The organism is Amycolatopsis sp. DSM 110486, assembly GCF_019468465.1.
GTDB lineage: Bacteria > Actinomycetota > Actinomycetes > Mycobacteriales > Pseudonocardiaceae > Amycolatopsis.
This window is the reverse complement of record NZ_CP080519.1, coordinates 1435107-1455433: the sequence shown is the minus strand read 5'-3', so window position 1 is coordinate 1455433 and position 20327 is coordinate 1435107. Positions and strand designations below refer to the sequence as shown.

The following is a 20327-nucleotide window of genomic DNA, read 5'->3' as shown; positions in this document are numbered from 1 at the left end:
CCGGCCCCGTTAGGGGTGGGGCGGCCACCAGGGCCTCGGTAGCGTTTTCGACGTGGCACCTTCCACCCCTTTCCGCGGTTAGGTGGGTCGAATCCGTGAGTACCGAAAGCCCGTCCGGTGAGAATGAGCGCAAACTGCTCGGTTATCTCAAACGCGCGACGACGGAACTGCGCGAGACCAAACGCGCTCTGCAGGAATCGCGCGACCGCGACAGCGAACCCCTGGCGATCGTCGGCACGGCCTGCCGCTACCCGGGCGGAGTCCGGACGCCGGAAGACCTGTGGCAGCTCGTCGCCACCGGCACCGACGCCATCGGCGAGTTCCCCGCGGACCGCGGCTGGCCGCTCGACACCCTGCACGACCCGACCGGTGAACGCCCCGGCACCACGAACACGCGCGAGGCCGGTTTCCTCTACGACGCGGCCGAATTCGACCCGGAATTCTTCGGCATTTCCCCGCGCGAGGCGCTTTCCATGGACGCGCAGCAGCGGCTCATGCTGGAAACGGCTTGGGAAGCGCTGGAACGCGCGGGAATCGTGCCGGAAACCCTGCGCGGCAGCAGCACCGGCGTGTTCGCGGGCGTGATGTACCACGACTACGCGGGCCACGCGGCCGCCGGCAGCGTGGTGTCCGGCCGAGTCGCCTACGCGCTCGGGCTGGAAGGTCCCGCGCTCAGCGTGGACACCGCGTGTTCCTCCTCGCTCGTCGCCCTGCACTGGGCCGGCCAGGCGCTGCGCCGCGGAGACTGCTCGCTCGCGCTCGTCGGCGGCGTCACGGTGATGGCGACGCCCGAGACGTTCGTGTACTTCACCGAGCAGCGCGGGCTGTCCGACGACGGGCGCTGCAAGGCGTTCGCCGCCGCGGCCGACGGCACGGGCTGGGGCGAGGGCGCGGGCATGCTCGTGCTGGAACGCCTTTCCGACGCGGTTCGGCTGGGCCACCCCGTGCTCGCCGTGGTCCGCGGCAGCGCGGTGAACTCCGACGGCGCCTCGAGCGGCTTGACCGTCCCCAACGGACCGGCGCAGCAGCGGGTGATCCGCAGCGCGCTCGCGTCGGCCGGCCTCACGCCCGCCGACGTCGACCTCGTCGAGGGCCACGGCACCGGCACGAAGCTGGGCGACCCGATCGAGGCGCAGGCCCTGCTGGCCACCTACGGCCAGGACCGCACGGAACCGCTGTGGCTGGGTTCGCTCAAGTCCAACATCGGCCACACCCAGGCCGCGGCGGGCGTCGGCGGCATCATCAAGGTCGTCGAGGCCATCCGCCACGGAGTGCTGCCGAAGACGCTGCACGTGGACGCTCCTTCGCCTCACGTCGACTGGGCTTCGGGCGCGGTCGAGTTGCTTACCGAAGCGCGCGAGTGGCCCGAGACCGGGCGGCCGCGGCGGGCGGCGGTGTCGTCGTTCGGGATCAGCGGCACCAACGCGCACGTGATCATCGAGCAGGCGGAAGAGCCGTCGCCCGAGCCTTCGCCGGAGCCCGAGGTGACGGTGCCGGTGGTGGCGTGGCCGCTGTCGGCCGATTCCTCGGACGCACTGGACGCCCAGGTACGGCACCTCGCCGAGCACCTCGACCCCGCGCTGTCGATCGCCGACGTCGGCTTTTCTCTGGCCACGACCCGGTCCGCGCTGGACCACCGTGCCGTTGTCGTCGGCGCGAACCGCGAGGAGCTGCTGGCCGGCGGTGGTGTGCGTGGCGTCCGGGGCACGGGCCGCACGGCGTTCGTCTTCACCGGCCAGGGCGCGCAGCACGCGGGCATGGGCCGGGAGCTCGCGGCCGCCTACCCGGTGTTCGCCGAAGCCTTCGACCAGGTGTGTGCGCTGCTCGACGCCGAAGTAAAGGCAGCTCTGGACGACGCTGACCTGCTGGAGCAGACCGGATACACCCAGCCCGCGTTGTTCGCGTTCGAGGTGGCGCTGGCCCGGCTGCTCGAGTCCTGGGGCGTGCGGCCGGACCACGTGCTGGGCCACTCGATCGGTGAGCTGGCCGCGGCACACGTCGCCGGGATTCTGTCCCTTGAGGACGCTGCCACGCTCGTCTCGGCGCGCGCCAAGCTGATGCAGGCGTTGCCGTCCGGAGGCGCGATGGTGGCGGTGCAGGCGACCGAGGACGAGGTCACGCCGCACCTCGCCGACGGGGTGAGCATCGCCGCGATCAACGGTCCCGACTCCGTCGTGCTGTCGGGCACCGAGGACGCCGCCACCGCAGCCGTCGCGAACTTCGCCGCACGCAAGTCCACGAGGCTCAAGGTCTCGCACGCGTTCCACTCGCCGCTGATGGAGCCGATGCTGGCCGAGTTCGCGACCGTGGCGAAAAGTCTCACCTACACGAAACCGCGGATCCCGATCGTCGTCACGGCCGGCGGCGATCCGTCCACTCCGGACTACTGGGTCCACCAGGTCCGCGCCGCCGTGCGCTTCCACGACGGCGTGCAGACATTGATCAGCCACGGCGTCACCACGTTCCTCGAAGTCGGCCCCGCCGCGGTCCTCAGCGCGCTCGACGACACCTTCGTCCCCGCACAACGCAAGGGCCGGCCCGAAGCACAAGCGCTGGTCACCGCCGTCGCGACGCTGCACACCCGCGGCGTCGACGTCGACTGGGCCGCGTTCTACGCCGGTGCCCGCCGCGTCGACCTGCCTACCTACGCGTTCCGCCGCACCCGCTACTGGCTGCCCGCGACCACCGCCTCGGGCGACCCAGTCGAGCACGGCCAGGAGCGCGGCGAGCACCCGATGCTCAGCTCCGTGGTGCGCGTGGCCCACAACGGCACGCTCGTGCTCACCGGTCGTCTGTCGGCCACCGGCTGGGTCGCCGACCACGTCGTGCTCGGCTCGACGCTGTTGCCCGGCACCGCGTTCGTCGAGCTGGTCCGCCGCGCCGCGGACGAGGCCGGTTGCGGCACCGTCGAGGAGCTGACTCTCGAAGCCCCGCTCGCGTTCGCCGAGCGCGGTGGCGCCGCGATCCAGGTGACCGTCGAGGCCGCCGACGAGCACGGCCGCCGCGCCGTCGCCGTGCACTCGCGCTCCGACGGCGAATGGCTCCGCCACGCGACCGGCTTCGTCGTGCCGTCGGCCGCGGCTCCGGCGTTCGACCTCACCGCGTGGCCACCCGCCGGCGCCACCGAGGTCGCGCTGGACGATCCATACCTGACGCTGGCCGACCTCGGTTACCACTACGGCGAAGCCTTCCGCGGCCTGCGCGCGGTGTGGCGCCAGGGCGACGACGTCTACGCCGAGGTCACGCTCCCCAACGGCCCCGAAGCCCGCGACTACGGCCTGCACCCCGCACTGTTCGACGCCGCGATGCACGCCCAGCTGCTCGGCCCCGCACCCGAAGGTGACACCGCGCCGATGCTGCCGTTCGCGTTCTCCGGCGTCACACTGCACTCCGCCGGGGCCGCCGCGGTGCGGGTGCGCGTCTCACCGACCGGGCCCGACACCATCACGCTGCACCTCGCCGACGCCACGGGCGCTCCCGTACTCACCGTCGACGCCCTCGCCGCGCGGCCGATCTCGCTCGACAAACTCGCCGGAGACTCGTTGTTCCGGACCACGTGGGAACCGGCCACTCCGGGGGCCGCGCTCGACGGCGTACGAGTTCTCGAACTGTCCATTCCAGACGGTCCCGTGCCCGCCGCCGCCCGCGCGATCACCCGCGAAGTCCTCGCCGCGATCCGCGAAACCCTCGACGGCACCGACCGGCTGGCCGTCGTCACGCGCGGCGCCGTGTCCGTCGCAGGGGAGGACTCGCACCCGGCGCTCGCCACGGCGTGGGGCCTCGTGCGCGCCGCGGAAGCCGAGAACCCGGGCCGGTTCCTCCTCGTCGACGGCGAGCCCATCGTCCTCACCGACGAGCCCGAGATCGCCTTCCGTGACGGGCAGGCCTTCGTGCCCCGCTTCACCGCCGCCACGCCGGAACCCGGGGAGCTGGGCTGGACCGGGACCGTGCTCATCACCGGCGGCACCGGTGGGCTCGGCGCGGTCGTCGCTCGGCACCTCGTCACGAACCACGGCGTGCGCAACCTGCTGCTCACCAGCCGCCGCGGCGCCAACGCACCCGGCGCCGCAGAGCTGCGCGACGAGCTCACCGCCCTCGGCGCGCACGTCACCATCGAAAGCTGCGACGTCGCCGACCCCGACTCCGTGCGATCGCTCGTCGAGGGCACCCGGGTCACCGCCGTCATCCACGCCGCAGGCGTCCCGTCGGCCGGACGCGTCGAAACCCTCACCGACGAGGAAACCGACCGCGTCTTCGCCCCGAAGGTCGACGGCGCCTGGAACCTCCACGAGCTGACCGGCGACCTCGACGCCTTCGTCCTGTTCTCCTCCGCCGCGAGCTCCGTCCTCGCCGCCGGCCAGGCCGGGTACGCCGCCGCCAACGCCTTCCTCGACCAGCTCGCCGAACACCGCCGGGCGCAAGGCAAACCCGCCACCTCCCTCGCGTGGGGCGCCTGGGCCGAGGACGGCGGCATGGCCGGCGAGCTCGACGCCGCCGACCTGCGCCGCCTCCGTCGCCTGGGCACCCCGCCGATGGCGACCGACGAAGCGCTGGCCTTGCTCGACGCCGGCCTCACCGCCGACGACGCCGTGCTCGCACCCATGCGCCTCGACCGTGCGGCGCTGAAGGCTCGCCGAGACGCGCTCCCGCCGGTGCTGCGCAGCCTGGTCCGCCCTTCCGCGCCGAAGCGAGCGGCCCGTTCCGACGGCGCGGTCGCCGCCCGGCTGGCCACGGTGCCGGAAGGCGAGCGCGAGGCCTACCTGCTGGAGGTCGTGTCCGAGCAGGTCGCCGCGGTCCTCGGCTTCACGAGCGCGGCCGCGGTCGAGCCCGAGCGCGCGTTCCAGGAGATGGGGTTCGACTCCCTCACCTCCGTGGAGTTGCGCAACCAGCTCGGCGCGCTGACCGGCCTCAAGCTCACGGCCACGGTCGTGTTCGACCACCCGACGCCGGCCGCGCTCGCGCGCCGGCTGCACGACCTGCTGGGCGAGGGCCGCGGCCCGGCCGACCCGGTGCTGGCCGAGATCGACCGGCTCGAGGCGCTGCTTTCGGGCGCCGCCGGTTCGCTCAACGGCTCGACCGGCAAGGTCACCGCCCGCCTCGACGCGCTCGTGCGCAAGTGGGCCGACGCGCACACCGGCCGGGAAACCACCGCCGACCTCGGCGAAGCCACCGACGACGAGCTCTTTGCCGTGCTGGACGACGAATTGGGCATCGGATGAACAGGCAGACCATGAGCAACGAGGACAAGCTCCGCGACTACCTGAAGCGCGCCACCGCGGACCTGCAGCAGGCCCGCCGGCGGGTGCACGAGCTGGAGGCCCGGGACACCGAGCCCATCGCGATCATCGGCATGAGCTGCCGCTACCCCGGCGGTGTGCGCACGCCGGACGACCTGTGGGACGTCGTCGACGAAGGCCGCGACGTGATCGGTGAGTTCCCGGCCGACCGCGGCTGGGACGTCGAGGGCGTGTACGACCCGACTCCTGAACGGCCGGGCAAGACGTACACGCGCCACGGCGGTTTCCTCTACGACGCCCCGGAGTTTGACGCCGACTTCTTCGGCATCAGCCCCCGCGACGCCCGCCGCGCCGACCCGCAGCAGCGCATCCTGCTGGAAGCGTCGTGGGAGGCGTTCGAGCGTGCCGGGCTCGACCCGCACTCGCTCAAGGGCAGCCCCACCGGCGTCTACGCGGGCGTGATGTACCACGACTACAGCGGCGGCAGCCCCGACGGCAGCCTCGTGTCCGGCCAGGTGTCGTACACGCTCGGGCTCGAAGGTCCGTCCGTCTCGGTGGACACGGCGTGCTCGTCTTCGCTCGTCGCGCTCCACATGGCGGCGCAGGGCCTGCGGCGCGGCGACTGCACGCTGGCGCTGGCCGGCGGCGTGGCCGTGATGGGCACGCCCGAGATGTTCGTAGACTTCTGCAGCCGCCGCGGTCTCGCTGCCGACGGGCGCAGCAAGTCGTTCTCCGACGACGCCGACGGCACCTCGTGGGCCGAGGGCGTGGGTGTCCTCGTGCTGGAACGACTGTCCGACGCGCAGCGCAACGGCCACCGTGTGCTCGCCCTCGTGCGGGGCTCGGCGGTGAACCAGGACGGCGCCAGCAACGGCTTCTCCGCACCCAACGGTCCTTCGCAGGTCCGCGTGATCGAGGCGGCGCTGGCCGACGCCGGACTGTCGGTGTCCGATGTGGACGCCGTCGAGGCGCACGGCACGGGCACCGCGCTCGGCGACCCGATCGAGGCGCAGTCGCTGCTGGAGACCTACGGGCGGCGTACGTCGGGTGAGCCGCTGCAGCTCGGGTCGATCAAGTCGAACATGGGTCACCCGCAGGCCGCGGCCGGCGTTGCCGGGGTGATCAAGATGGTGCAGGCCCTGCGGCACGGCAAGCTGCCGCGCACGATCCACCTGGGCACGCCGTCGAAGCACGTCGACTGGACGTCCGGCGCCGTGGAGCTGCTCGCCGAACCGCGCGACTGGCCCGAGGTGGCGCGGGAGCGACGGGGCGCGGTGTCGTCGTTCGGGGTCAGTGGCACCAACGCGCACGTGATCCTGGAGCAGGCCCCGGAGACCGAAGCCGTCGAGCCGGCCGAGGCGCCGGTCTACCCGCTGGTGCTGTCGGCGAAGAACTCGGCCGCGCTGGCCGATGCCGCCGGCCGGCTGGCGGCGCACGTGGACGCCGGGCTCGCCGGGGTGTCGCACACGCTGGCGACCGGCCGGGCTCGCCTGGACCAGCGGGCCGTGGTCCTGGCGCACAATCCGGAGCAGGCCGCGGAGGCACTGCGGGAGTTCACTTCCCGGTCCGACGTCGTCACCGGCACCGCCGACGTCCGCGGCAAGACGGTGTTCGTCTTCCCCGGCCAGGGTTCGCAGTGGACCGGGATGGCGACGCGGCTGCTGAAGCAGTCGCCGGCCTTCGCCGAGCGCATGGCCGAATGCGACGCCGAGCTGCGCAAGTTCACCGACTGGTCGGTGCTCGCCGTTCTGCACGGTGAGCCGGGCACGCCGCCCGCGGACCGCGTGGACGTGGTGCAGCCGATGCTGTGGGCCGTGATGGTGTCGCTGGCCGCGGTGTGGCGTGCGCACGGCGTCGAGCCGGACATGGTCATCGGCCACTCGCAGGGCGAGATCGCCGCCGCGAGTGTCGCGGGTGCACTGTCTCTTGAGGACGGTGCTCGCGTGGTCGCGCTGCGCAGCAAGGCCATCGGAGAGATCCTCGGCGGCCGCGGCGGCGGGATGCTCGCCGCGGGCCTGGCCGTGACCGATCTCGAAGCGCGCCTTGGCGCGTGGGAGGGCCGGATCTCGGTGGCCGCCGACAACGGCGCCACCTCCGCCGTGCTCTCCGGCGACGGCGACGCGCTCGATCAGCTGCGCGACCAGCTGGTTGCCGAGGGTCTGCGCGCCAAGCGTGTGCCGGTGGACTACGCGTCGCACTCCGCGCACGTCGAGCACCTGTCCGACCGCCTGCTGGCCGACCTCGGCCCGATCACCCCGCGCCGCGGCGAGGTCGAGATGACCTCCACGGTGACGCTCGAACCCGTCGGCGATTCCACCGTGGACGCTGCCTACTGGTTCGCCAACCTGCGCCGGACAGTCCGGTTCGCGCCGGTCGTCGCGCAGCTGGCCGCCGCCGGCTACACGCGGTTCGTGGAGATCAGCCCGCACCCGGTGCTGACCATGAGCATCCAGGAGACCCTCGACGAGGCGGGCCACGCCGGTGCCGTCGCCGGGACCCTGCGCCGCGACGAAGGCGACCTGACGCGGTTCGCGACCTCGCTCGCCGAGTACTGGGTCCGCGGCGGTTCGGTCGACTGGCCCTCGTTGCTCCCGGCTGCCGGGATCGTCGACCTGCCGACGTACCCGTTCCAGCACAAGCGCTTCTGGCACGAGGACGAAGCCGCGACCCAGCCGACGACCACGCCGGTCGCCGACCAGGAGTTCTGGCAGGACATCGCCGAGGGTGACGTCGACGCGCTCGCCGCTCGACTGGGTCTCGAGGCGCAGCCGCTCGCCGAGGTCGTGCCGGCGCTGGCCGCTTGGCACGGCCGTCGCACCGAACTGTCCACCGTGGACTCCTGGCGCTACCGCGTGTCGTGGACGCCGATCGGCGGCGTCACCGGCGGCCTCACCGGCACGTGGCTGGTCGTCGCCCCCGCGGGCACCACCGAGCTGGCCGACGCCCTCGCGGACCAGGGTGACGTCGTCCGCGTGTTCGTCGAGAGCACCGACGACCTCGCGACCCTGGTCGCCGAGGCCACCGCGGTCCGGCCGTTCGACGGCGTGCTCTCGCTGCTCGCCCTCGGCGCCGACAACCCCGCGCTCACCACGATCGAGTTGCTGCAGGCCCTCGGCGACCTCGACGCGCCGGTCTGGGTCGTCACTCAGGGCGCCGTCGCCGTGGACGCGTTCTCCGACGCCGACCCGGCCGCCGCCATGGTGTGGGGCCTCGGCACGGTCGCCGCGCTCGACCGCCCCGGAACCTGGGGCGGCCTGGTGGACCTCACCGGCCCCGGCGACGCGGCGAAGCTGGCGGCCGTCGTGTCCGGAGTGGACAACGAGGACCAGGTCGCGATCCGCCCGTCCGGTGTTTTCGCCAGACGCATGGTCCACGCGCCGCTCACCGGCGACGTTCCCGAGTGGACACCGCGCGGCACCGTGCTCATCACCGGCGGCACGGGCGCGGTCGGCGTGCATGTCGCTCGTTGGCTCGCCGCGAAGGGCGCCGAACACCTCGTGCTCACCAGCCGCCGCGGCCTCGACGCCGACGGCGCGCGCGAGCTGGTCGAGGAGCTGTCCGGCACCCGCGTCACCGTCGCCGCCTGCGACGTCACCGACGCGCAAGCGCTTGCGGCCCTGCTCGAAGAGCACCCGCCGGCGGCTGTCGTCCACGCCGCCGGGGTGCTCACCCGCGAGCCTTCCCTCGACGACGTCACGCCCGAGCAGTTCACCGCAGCCCTCCACGCCAAGGTCTCCGGCGCCGCCCTGCTCGACGAATTGCTCGGCGACACCGAGCTCGACGCCTTCGTGCTGATGTCGTCGGGTGCGGCGGTCTGGGGCACGTCAGGCCAGCCCGCCTACGCCGCCGGCAACGCCTACCTCGACGCCCTCGCCCGGCGCCGCCGCGCGAACGGCCGCACCGCCACCGCCGTCGCCTGGGGTTCCTGGGGCGGCGGGGGCATGGTCGACGCCGAGGCGAGCGACCTGCTGCGCCGCATGGGCCTGGCCGAGATGGCGCCGAAGCTCGCCGTCGAGGCGCTGGGCCAGGCACTCGCGCACGACGAGACGCACCTGGTCGTCGCGGACATCGACTGGGCCGCGTTCGCGCCGGTCTACCAGCTGGCCCGGCCGCGGCCCCTGCTGCGCGCGCTGCCCGAGGTCACCGCCGACGAAGCTCCGGTCGAGTCCACCGGCGACCTCGCCGGGAAGCTCGCCGGCCTGACCGCCCCCGAACAGCGGCGCACCCTGCTGGACCTGGTGCGCGGCGAGGTGTCGGCCGTCGCCGGCTACGACGGCGCCGGTTCGGTCGAGCCGGCCCGCGCGTTCAAGGAGCTCGGCTTCGACTCGGTGACGGCGGTCGACCTGCGCAACCGGCTCGGTGCCACCACGGGCCTGAAGCTGCCCGCGACCGTCGCGTTCGACCACGTGAACCCGCAGGCGCTCGCCGAGCACCTGTGGACACAGCTGTGCGAGAGCGACGCCGAAGTGCCGCTGGAGGTGGAGCTCGACCGCCTGGAGGCCGTCGCCGCTTCGCTCGACGCCGCGGAGATCGACCGGTCGCGCATCGTCGCGCGGCTGCAGGCGATGGTCACCACCCTGCACAAGACGCTGGCCGGCAGCGGAGGTGGCGCGGAAGCCGCACTGGAGGCCGCGACCACCGACGAGCTGTTCGCCCTCATCGACAACGAGCTCGGCGCCTGACACCCGCCCACTGCAGCGACAAGAGGAATCTGGCGATGACTGACGAAAACAAGCTGGTCGACTACCTCAAGCGGGTGACCGCCAACCTCCAGGAGACGCGCGAGCGGCTGCGTGAGGTCGAGGCCGCGGGCGCCGAGCCGATCGCGATCGTCGCGATGGGCTGCCGCTACCCGGGCGACGTCCGTTCGCCCGAGGACCTGTGGCGCCTGGTGGCCGAGGGCCGCGACGCGATCGGCGGGTTCCCTGCCGACCGCGGCTGGAACCTGGACACGCTCTTCGACGCCGACCCCGACAGCCCCGGCACGAGCTACGTCAGCGAGGGCGGCTTCGTCGCCGACGCGGGCGAGTTCGACGCGCCGTTCTTCGGCATTTCGCCGCGCGAGGCCCTGGCCATGGACCCGCAGCAGCGGATCGTGCTGGAGCTGGCGTGGGAGACGTTCGAACGTGCCGGCATCGCGCCGCATTCGCTAGCGAAGCAGCAGGTCGGCGTGTTCGTCGGCAGTGGCGGGCAGGACTACTACGACGAGCTGCCGGCGGCGGTGCTCGCCGGTGAGGTCGAGGACTACCTGAGCACGGGCAACGCCGGCTCGGTCATCTCCGGCCGCATCGCCTACGCGCTGGGTCTGGAGGGCCCGGCCGTCACGATCGACTCGGCCTGCTCGTCGTCGCTGGTCGCGCTGCACCTCGCGGTGCAGTCGCTGCGGCAGCGCGACTGCTCGCTGGCGCTGGCCGGCGGCGTGATGGTGATGTCGCGGCCGGGGCCGTTCCTCGCGTTCAGCCGCCAGCGCGGCCTCGCCGCCGACGGCCGCTGCAAGGCGTTCTCCGACAGCGCCGACGGCACCGGCTGGGCCGAGGGCGCCGGAACCCTGTTGCTGGAACGGCTTTCCGACGCTCGCCGCAACGGCCACCCGATCCTCGCCGTCGTGCGCGGCTCGGCCGTGAACTCCGACGGCGCGTCCAACGGCCTCACCGCGCCCAACGGTCCCTCGCAGCAGCGCGTGATCCGGCAGGCGCTGGCCAACGCGCAGCTGTCGGCTTCCGACGTGGACGCCGTCGAGGGCCACGGCACCGGCACCACGCTCGGCGACCCGATCGAGGCTCAGGCCGTGCTCGCCACCTACGGCCAGGACCGGCCGGCGGGCAAACCCCTGTGGCTGGGCTCGATCAAGTCGAACATCGGCCACGCGCAGGCGGCGGCCGGTGTGGGCGGCGTGATCAAGGTCGTGCAGGCGTTGCGGCACGGGCTGCTGCCGAAGACGCTGCACGTCACGGAGCCGTCGACCGAGGTCGACTGGGCTTGCGGCGACGTGGAGCTGCTGCGGGAGGCGCGTCCCTGGACCGCGGAGGGACGGCCGCGTCGGGCGGGGATCTCGTCGTTCGGCGTGAGCGGCACCAACGCGCACGTGATCGTCGAGGAGGCTCCCTCGATCGAAGCGGCCGAGGTTGTCCCGCCGAGCTGGCCGGACGGTGTTGCCGTGCCGATGCCGCTGGCCGGACACGGGGCGGCCGCGTTGACGGCGCAGGCGGCTCGGCTGTCCGAAGTGGACGGCGTGTCAGCGCTGGATCTCGGGTTCTCGCTGGCCACGTCCCGGTCGCCGTTGTCGCACCGGGCTGTGGTGCTGTCCGAAGACCCGGCGACGGCGATTGCCGCACTGGCAGGGGGGAAGACCGCGCCGGGAGTGGTCACCGGTTCGTCGGCGGAGGGGCAGACCGCGTTCTTGTTCTCCGGGCAGGGTGCGCAGCGCGCGGGGATGGGCGCTTCGCTGGCTGCCGCGTTCCCGGTGTTCGCGTCGGCCTTCGACGAGGTGTGCGCCGAGCTGGACCGGCACCTGGACCGTCCACTCAAGACGGTCGTGCTCGAGAAGCCGCGCCTGATCAACCAGACCGGGTACACGCAGCCGGCGTTGTTCGCCATCGAGGTCGCGCTGTTCCGGCTGCTGCGGTCGTGGGGCATCAAGCCCGACTACCTGCTGGGCCACTCCATCGGGGAGCTGGCCGCCGCGCACGTCTCCGGCATCCTGTCGCTGGCCGACGCCGCCACGCTGGTCGCCGCTCGCGCGAAGCTCATGCAGGCCTTGCCGGCCGGCGGTGCGATGGTCGCACTCCAGGCGACCGAGGACGAGGTCACGCCGCACCTGACCGATTCCGTGAGCATCGCCGCCATCAACGGCCCCGACTCCGTCGTGCTGTCGGGCACGGAGGACGCCGTCGCCGCCGTGGTCGCGCGGTTCGACGGCCGCAAGTCCTCGAAGCTCAAGGTCTCCCACGCGTTCCATTCGCCGCTGATGGAGCCGATGCTCGCCGAGTTCCGCGCGGTCGCCGAGCAGCTCACCTACGCGCCGCCGGCGATCCCGATCGTCTCCACCGTCGGCGCGGATGTCGACATGTCCACTCCGGACTACTGGGTCGGCCAGGTTCGCGCCGCCGTCCGGTTCCACGATGGCATCAGCACGCTCACCACGCACGGCGTCGGCCGGTTCGTCGAGGTCGGACCGGACGGCGTGCTGTCCGCGCTCGTCCGGCAGAACAGCCAGGCCGGTGCCGCAACCGTCGTTCCCATGCTGCGCAACGACCGTGACGAGCCGCAGGCCGCGCTCACAGCGCTGGCCGAGCTGTACGTCAGCGGCCTCGAGCCCGACTGGGCCGAGGTCTTCGCCGGCCGGGGCGCGAAGCGGGTCGACCTGCCGCCGTACGCGTTCCAGCGCAAGCGGTACTGGCTCGCCGCCCGCGCCAACCGCGACGAGATCACCGGCGCCGGCCTCACCGCGGCGGGTCACCCGCTGCTCGGCGCGGCCGTCGCGCTCGCCGACAGCGACGGGGTCGTCCTCACCGGGCGGCTGTCCGTCGAGACGCATGCGTGGCTGGCCGAGCACCGGCTCGGCGACGTCGTGGCCGTGCCCGGCACCGCGTTCCTGGAGCTGGTCGTGCGCGCCGGCGACCAGGTCGGCGCCGGCCGCATCGAAGAGCTGACGCTGGGCAGCCCGCTGGTGCTGCCGGCTCGCGGTGGCGTTCAAGTGCAGGTCACCGTCGGTGCCGCGGGGGAGCACGACGTCCGCACGGTCACCGTCCACTCGCGACCCGAGGAGGGTGACGAGTGGACGCTGCACGCGTCCGGCACCGTCGCCCCGCAGTCCGCGCGGGGTGGAACCGAGCTGACCGAGTGGCCGCCCGCCGGCGCCGAGCCCGTCGCGATCGACGGGATCTACGAGGACTTCGCCGACACCGGTCTCACCTACGGCCCGCTGTTCCGGTCGCTGCGCGCGGTGTGGCAGCGCGGCCGCGAGGTGTTCGCCGAGGTCACGCTGCCCGAGGACAGCGACGCCGAGCGGTTCGGCCTGCACCCGGCCGCGCTCGACGCGTGCACCCACGCCCTGCGCGTCGCCGGCGGCGGTGACGGTGGCGTCGGCCGCGTCCCGTTCTGCTGGACCGGCGTCGAACTGCACGCCACCGGTGCGTCCGCGCTGCGCGTCCGCTTCACCCCGACCACGGACGACGGCTTCGAGGTCGTCCTGGCCGACACCACCGGTGCCCCCGTGGCGACGGTCGCCGAGACCGTGTTCCGCGCGTTCACCACCCCGATCGCGTCCGAGCAGGCCGCGCCGCTGTACCGCGTGGAATGGCAGCGGGCGGCGGTTCCGGAGTCCGATATGGACACTGTGGACACCTCGGGCCTCAAGGTCTTCGACTGCACCGCCACCACCGGTGACCTGCACGAACCGACCCACCGCGTGCTCGCCGCGGTGCAGAGCTGGCTCGCCGAAGGTCACGAGGAGCACGAACGCCTGGTCATCGTGACCCGCGGCGCCGTCGCGGCCGGTGGCGATGTCACGGACCTCGCCGCGTCCGCCGTGTGGGGTCTCGTGCGCTCGGCGCAGGAGGAGAACCCCGACTCGTTCCTGCTGCTCGACCTCGATCCCGAAACCCAGGCCGAGGACGTGCTCCCGCAGATTCTGGCCTCGGGTGAGCCGCAGGCCGCCGTCCGCCTCGGTGTGGTCCTCGCGCCGCGCCTCGTGCGCACGGCACCCGAGCTGGAGCGCCCGTACTTCTGCCCCCACGGCACGGTGCTGGTCACCGGCGCGTCCGGCGCGCTGGGCGGCAAGCTCGCCCGGCACCTCGCCGCCGAGCACGACGTGCGCCGATTGCTGCTCGTCAGCCGCCGGACCACGCCGGAGCTGGAGCAGCTGGCCGCCGACCTGCGTGAGCTCGACGTCGATGTGCGACTCGCGCGATGCGACGTCGCCGACCGTGCCGCGCTGGCCCAGGTCCTCGCGGACATCCCGGCCGAGAACCCGCTGACCGCCGTGGTCCACGCGGCCGGCGTGCTCGACGACGGTGTCGTCACTGCGTTGACCCCCGGCCGCGTCGACACGGTGCTCGCGCCCAAGGTCGACGGCGCCGTGAACCTGCACGAGCTGACCCGCGACACCGCGCTCTCGGCGTTCGTCCTGTTCTCCTCGGTCTCCGGCGTGCTCGGGGCACCCGGCCAGGGCAGCTACGCCGCCGCGAACGCGTTCCTCGACGCCCTCGCCGCCCACCGCGTCGCCCACGGTTTGCCGGGCCTCTCGCTCGGCTGGGGCCTGTGGGGCGAGGTCGGCGGCATGGGCGGCACGCTCACCGACGAGGAGGTGACGCGGCTCGCGTCGAGCGGCATCGTCCCACTGTCCACTGCGGACGGTCTCGCGCTGTTCGACCGCGCGCTCGCCGTCCGGCAGCCGACCGCGGTCCCGGCGAAGCTCGATCTGCCGGTGCTGCGCAAACTCGACCGGATCCCGCGCACGCTGGAGCAGCTCGTCGGCCGCGCGGCCCGGCGCGTCGCGGCGCACGCCGAGGCGACCGAGGACTCGTTCGCCGGACGCCTGTTGCGGCTGCCCGAGGACGACCGGCGTGACGCCGTGCTGGAGCTGGTGCGCGGCCACGCCGCCACCGTGCTCGGTTACGGCGGCGCGCACGAGATCGAGCCGGCGGCCCAGTTCCAATCGCTCGGCTTCGACTCGCTGACCGCGATCGAGCTGCGCAACGGCCTGACCGCGGCGACCGGTCAGCGCCTGCCCGCGACGCTCATCTTCGACCACCCGACCCCGTCGGCCCTGGCCACGCACCTGCTGGCCGAGCTGGCGGGCACCGCGCAAGAGGTCATCACGGTCGCATCGGGAACCTCCGACGAGCCCATCGCGATCGTCGGCATGGCCTGCCGGCTGCCCGGCGGTGTGACCTCGCCCGAGCAGCTGTGGGAGCTCGTGGCCGAGGGCCGCGACGCCATCGGTGACTTCCCGGCCGACCGCGGCTGGGACGTCGCGGGTCTGCTCGACCCGACCGGCCGCCGCCCCGGCACGACGTATGTCGCGCGCGGCGGGTTCGTGTACGACGCGGGCGACTTCGACCCGGCGTTCTTCGGTGTCTCGCCCAAGGAGGCGCCGGCCATCGACCCGCAGCAGCGGCTGCTGCTCGAAGCGTCGTGGGAGGCGCTGGAGCGCGCGGGCATCGACCCGGTGTCGCTCAAGGGCAGCCCGACGGGCGTGTACGCGGGGGTGCAGTACCACGACTACGTGGGCGCGAACAGTGCCGGTTCGATCGTCACCGGGCGGGTGTCCTACACACTCGGGCTGGAAGGTCCGTCCGTCAGCATCGACACCGCGTGCTCGTCTTCCCTGGTCGCGATGCACATGGCGGCCCAGGCCCTGCGCGGCGGCGACTGCTCGCTGGCGCTGGCCGGTGGCGTCACGGTGATGGCGACGCCGGAGACGTTCGTCGAGTTCAGCCGTCAGCAGGGGCTCGCCGCCGACGGCCGGTGCAAGGTGTTCTCCGACGACGCCGACGGCACCACCTGGTCCGAAGGCGCCGGCGTGCTCGTGCTGGAACGGCTCGCCGACGCGCGGGCCCACGGGCACCCGGTGCTCGCGGTCCTCAAGGGCAGCGCGGTCAACCAGGACGGCACTTCGAACGGCCTCACCGCTCCCAACGGTCCCGCGCAGCAGCGCGTGATCCGGGCGGCGCTGGCCGATGCCGGCCTCGAACCGTCCGAAGTGGACGCGGTCGAAGCGCACGGCACCGGCACGAAGCTCGGCGACCCCATCGAGGTCCAGGCGCTGCTGGCGACCTACGGCACGCAGACTTCGGCCGACCGCCCCCTGTGGATCGGCTCGGTGAAGTCGAACATCGGTCACACACAGGCGGCGGCCGGTGCGGCGGGTGTCATCAAGATGGTCCTGGCGATGCAGCACGGTGAGCTGCCCGCGACCTTGCACGTCAGCCGTCCGTCCACCGAGATCGACTGGTCGACCGGCGCGGTCCGGGCGCTCGTCGAGCCGGTGAAGTGGCTGCCGAACGGCCACACGCGCCGCGCGGGCGTCTCGTCGTTCGGTGTCAGTGGCACCAACGCGCACGTGATCCTGGAGGAAGGCGACCGGCGCGAGGTCGTCTCCGGCGGCGGGGTGCCCGAGCACGACGGCCCGGTCGCGTGGCCGGTGTCCGGCCGCGGTGCCGCGGCGCTGCGGGCGCAGGCCGAGCAGCTGATGTCCTACGTGGACGAAGAGCCCGAAGGCAGCCTCGCGGACATCGGCCTTTCGCTGGCCACCGCCCGCAGCGCGTTCGATCGCCGGGCGGTGCTGATCGGCAGCCGGTCGCCGCAGTTCGTGCGGGGCCTCGCGGCGCTGGTCGACGAAGAGGAGGCCCGCGGCGTCGTCAGCGGCGTCACCACCTCGGGCCGCACGGCGTTTCTCTTCGCGGGCCAGGGTTCGCAACGCACCGGCATGGGAAAGCGGCTCGCCGAGCAGCAGCCCACGTTCGCCGCCGCGTACGACGAGGTCTGCGCCGAGCTGGACAAGCACCTGGACCGCCCGATCCGTGAGGTCATCGACAGCGGCGAAGCGCTCGACGAGACGCGGTACACGCAGCCGGCGCTGTTCGCACTGGAGGTCGCGCTGTTCCGCCTGGTCCGGTCGTGGGGCGTGAAGCCCGACGTGCTGGCCGGGCACTCGATCGGCGAGCTCGCGGCGGCCCACTGCGCCGGTGTGCTCTCGCTGGCCGACGCGGCGAAGCTCGTGGTCGCCCGCGGTGCGCTGATGCAGGCGCTGCCGGACGGAGGCGCGATGGTCGCGATCGACGCGACGCCCGAAGCGGTGCGCGAAGCCGCGGATGGCACGGTGGACCTCGCCGCGGTCAACGGCCCGAGCGCGGTCGTGATCTCGGGTGCGGCCGACGCCGTGGCCGCGGTTGCGGCGAAGTTCGAGCGCACGAAGCAACTGCGTGTCTCGCACGCGTTCCACTCGCGGCTCATGGAGCCGATGCTCGCCGAGTTCCGCGTGGTGGCCGAGCAGCTGACCTACGCCGAGCCGCGGATCCCGGTGATCTCGACCGTGACCGGCGAGCCGGCGGACCTCACCTCGCCGGAGTACTGGGTGCGGCAGGTTCGGGAGGGCGTCCGGTTCCTCGACGCGGTCACGCGCGCCGCGGCCGACGGCGCCACGCGGTTCCTCGAGCTCGGCCCGGACACCACGCTCACGGCGATGGCCACGGCGTGCCTCGACGACCGACCGGAAGGACCGGTGCTGGCCGCCTTGCTGCACAAGGACCAGGACGAGGCGGTCACCGCGTTGACCGGGCTCGCCCAGCTGCACGTGAGCGGCCTCGACGTCAACTGGACGGCGGTGTACGAGCCGACCGGCGCGCGCAAGGTCGCGCTGCCGACCTACCCGTTCCAGCGGCAGCGTTACTGGCTGGAGAGCGCCGCGTCGGCGCCGGGCCAGGAGGACCACCCGCTGCTCGGCTCGGCGCTGGAACTGGCCGACGCCGGCGGGCTCCTGTTCTCCGGCCGCGTCTCGGTGGGCACGCACCCGTGGCTGGCCGACCACGTCGTCGGCGGCTCGATCCTCTTCCCCGGCACCGGGTTCGTCGAAATGGCGATCCGCGCGGGCGACGAGGCCGGCTGCCCGCGGCTCGACGAGCTGACGCTGGAGTACCCGCTCGTGGTGCCCGAGCGCAGCGGCGTGCGGGTGCAGTTCGCGCTCACCGCGCCCGACGCCACCGGCACGCGCACGTTCACCGTCCACTCACGACCGGAGGGCGACGGGACCGCGTGGACCCGCCACGCCACCGGCCGGCTCGCCAAGGCGGACAAGGCCGGGAAGTTCGAGCTCGGCCAGTGGCCGCCCGCCGACGCCGAGCAGGTGCGGCTGGAGGGCACGTACGAGGAGCTGGCGGAAGACGGCCTGGCGTACGGTCCGGCGTTCCGCGGACTGGTCGCGGCCTGGAAGCACGACGGCGAGGCGTTCGCCGAGATCCAGCTACCCGCGTCGGTGTCCGAAGTGGACCGTTACGGCATCCACCCCGCGGTGCTCGACGCGGCCCTGCACACCATCGGCGTCTCCGGTGCTCTCGGCAAAGAACCGATGCTGCCGTTCGCGTGGGAAGGCGTGCGGCTCCACGCGGTCGGCGCGACGACGCTGCGGGTGCACGTGAAGTCGGTCGGCACGGGGGCTGTCGCCCTGGACATCGCCGACGGCACGGGCGCGCCGGTCGTCTCGGTCGAGTCGCTGCTGCTGCGCCCGATGTCGGCGGTGCCGCAGGCGGCCGAGCCGAGTGGCGGGGACTCGCTGTTCCGCGTGGTGTGGGAGCCGGCGGAGCTCGACGCCGTCGCGGAGGTCACCGACTGGACGCTGGTCGGTGCCGACCCGTTCGGCCTCGCCGGCGAGCTCGGCGCGGAGACTACAGTGGACTTCGCCGACGCGTCCGGCTTGCTCGTGGTGTCGGCCGGCGGGGACGACGTCCACGCCGAGCTGCACCGCGTCCTCGGCATCCTGCAGGAGTTCCTGGCCCGTCCGGACGGTTCGCTGCTCGTGGTCACCCGTGGTGCGGTTGCCACGGAGGCCGGGGAGAACCCGGATCCCGTCGGGTCGGCCGTGGCCGGCCTGGTGCGTTCGGCGCAGGCCGAGCACCCGGACCGCATCACGCTCGTCGACCTCGGCACCGGCACGCCGACCGGCCGCACGCTGGCCGCGGTGTCCGCTTCGGACGAGCCCCAGGTCGCGTTGCGCACCGGTGCCGTGCTCGTGCCGCGGCTGCGTCGGGCGACCGACGCAGCGGCCGCGCCGGTGTGGCGGGCCGAGGGCACCGTGCTCATCACCGGCGCCACCGGCGCGTTGGGCAGCGCCGTGGCCCGGCACCTCGTGACCGAACACGGCGTGCGGAGCCTGCTGCTCGTCAGCCGTCGTGGTGCGGACGCACCGGGCGCGGCGGACCTGCGGGAGGAACTGGCCGGCCTCGGCGCCGACGTCACGCTCGCCGCGTGCGACGTCGCCGACCGGGACGCGGTTTCCGAGCTGTTGCAGGGAGTTGAGCTGCAGGCGGTGGTCCACGCGGCCGGCGTGCTCGACGACGGTGTGCTCACCTCACTCACCCCCGAACGGCTGGACAAGGTGCTGCGGCCCAAGGCCGACGCCGCCGCGACCCTGCACGAGCTGACCCGCGACGCGGACCTCACGGCGTTCGTCCTGTTCTCCTCGGCGGCCGGCGTGCTCGGCGCACCGGGCCAGGGCAACTACGCCGCGGCCAACGCCTACCTCGACGCACTGGCGGCCCGCCGCCGCGCCGAAGGGCTCACCGGCACCTCACTCGCGTGGGGCCTGTGGGAAGGCGGCATGGGTGACGCCGTGCAGGACGCCGACGCGCACCGCATCGGCGAGACAGGCATCACCGCGTTATCCACTGAGGACGGTCTGCGACTGCTCGACTCGGCCGCGGGTTCCGCGGAACCGCTGCTGGTGCCGATCGCGCTCGAACCGCGCGTGCTGGCGGCCTCGAGCGTCGAGGACCTTCCGGCCGTGCTGCGCGAGTTCGCCGACGCGCCGGGCCGCCGGGCGGCGCAGGACGCGGCGGACGACACGGAGTCGCTGGCGCAGAAGCTCTCGGCCCTGCCGGTGGCCAAGCGTGTGCCGACGATGCTGACGCTGGTGCGTACCCACGCGGCCGCCCTGCTCGGCCACGCCGGGCCGGAGGCGGTGGAGGCGGACCGTTCCTTCAACGAGGTCGGCTTCGACTCGTTGTCCGCCACCGGGTTCCGCAACAAGCTGAGCCTCGTCACGGGGCTGAAGCTGCCCGTGAGCCTCATCTTCGACTACCCGACGCCGCGGATCCTGGCCGAGCACCTCGTCGGCGAGCTGGCGCCGCAGGGGGCCGAAACGCCGGTGCCCGAGCCTGAGCCCGAGGACGAGCAGCCGGCGCTGGACGCGTCGGCGATCGACGAGCTCGACGCCGATGCCCTCATCAGCATGGCGATCGGGGGAAGCGACGACGACTGAGGCGCAGTCGACCCCTAACTCCGCTTCACCCGGCCATTATTGCCGCTGCGAAGGCGCCTGTGGCCCACTGGTACGGACAGTTCACCGGGCTCCCGGCCGGTGTCCGAGAAGAG

The 20327-nt window shown here is 73.2% G+C and carries 2 protein-coding genes and 1 pseudogene; all 3 read left to right on the top strand.

What is annotated here, in order from left to right; all coding sequences use genetic code 11:
* Window positions 1-113: 113 nt before the first annotated feature.
* Window positions 114-5219, top strand: a pseudogene (locus tag K1T34_RS07030) (SDR family NAD(P)-dependent oxidoreductase); the annotation flags it as partial.
* The gene (locus tag K1T34_RS07025; RefSeq protein ID WP_370643802.1) at window positions 5204-9919 is read left to right on the top strand and encodes a type I polyketide synthase; all 4716 of its coding nucleotides are present in this window, start codon (window positions 5204-5206) and stop codon (window positions 9917-9919) included. The pseudogene K1T34_RS07030 and the gene K1T34_RS07025, both read left to right, overlap by 16 nt.
* Window positions 9916-20214, top strand: coding sequence for an SDR family NAD(P)-dependent oxidoreductase (locus tag K1T34_RS07020; RefSeq protein WP_370643801.1), 10299 nt, complete (start codon window positions 9916-9918; stop codon window positions 20212-20214). Before K1T34_RS07025 ends, K1T34_RS07020 begins: the two co-directional genes overlap by 4 nt.
* The last annotated feature ends 113 nt before the right edge of the window (window positions 20215-20327 follow it).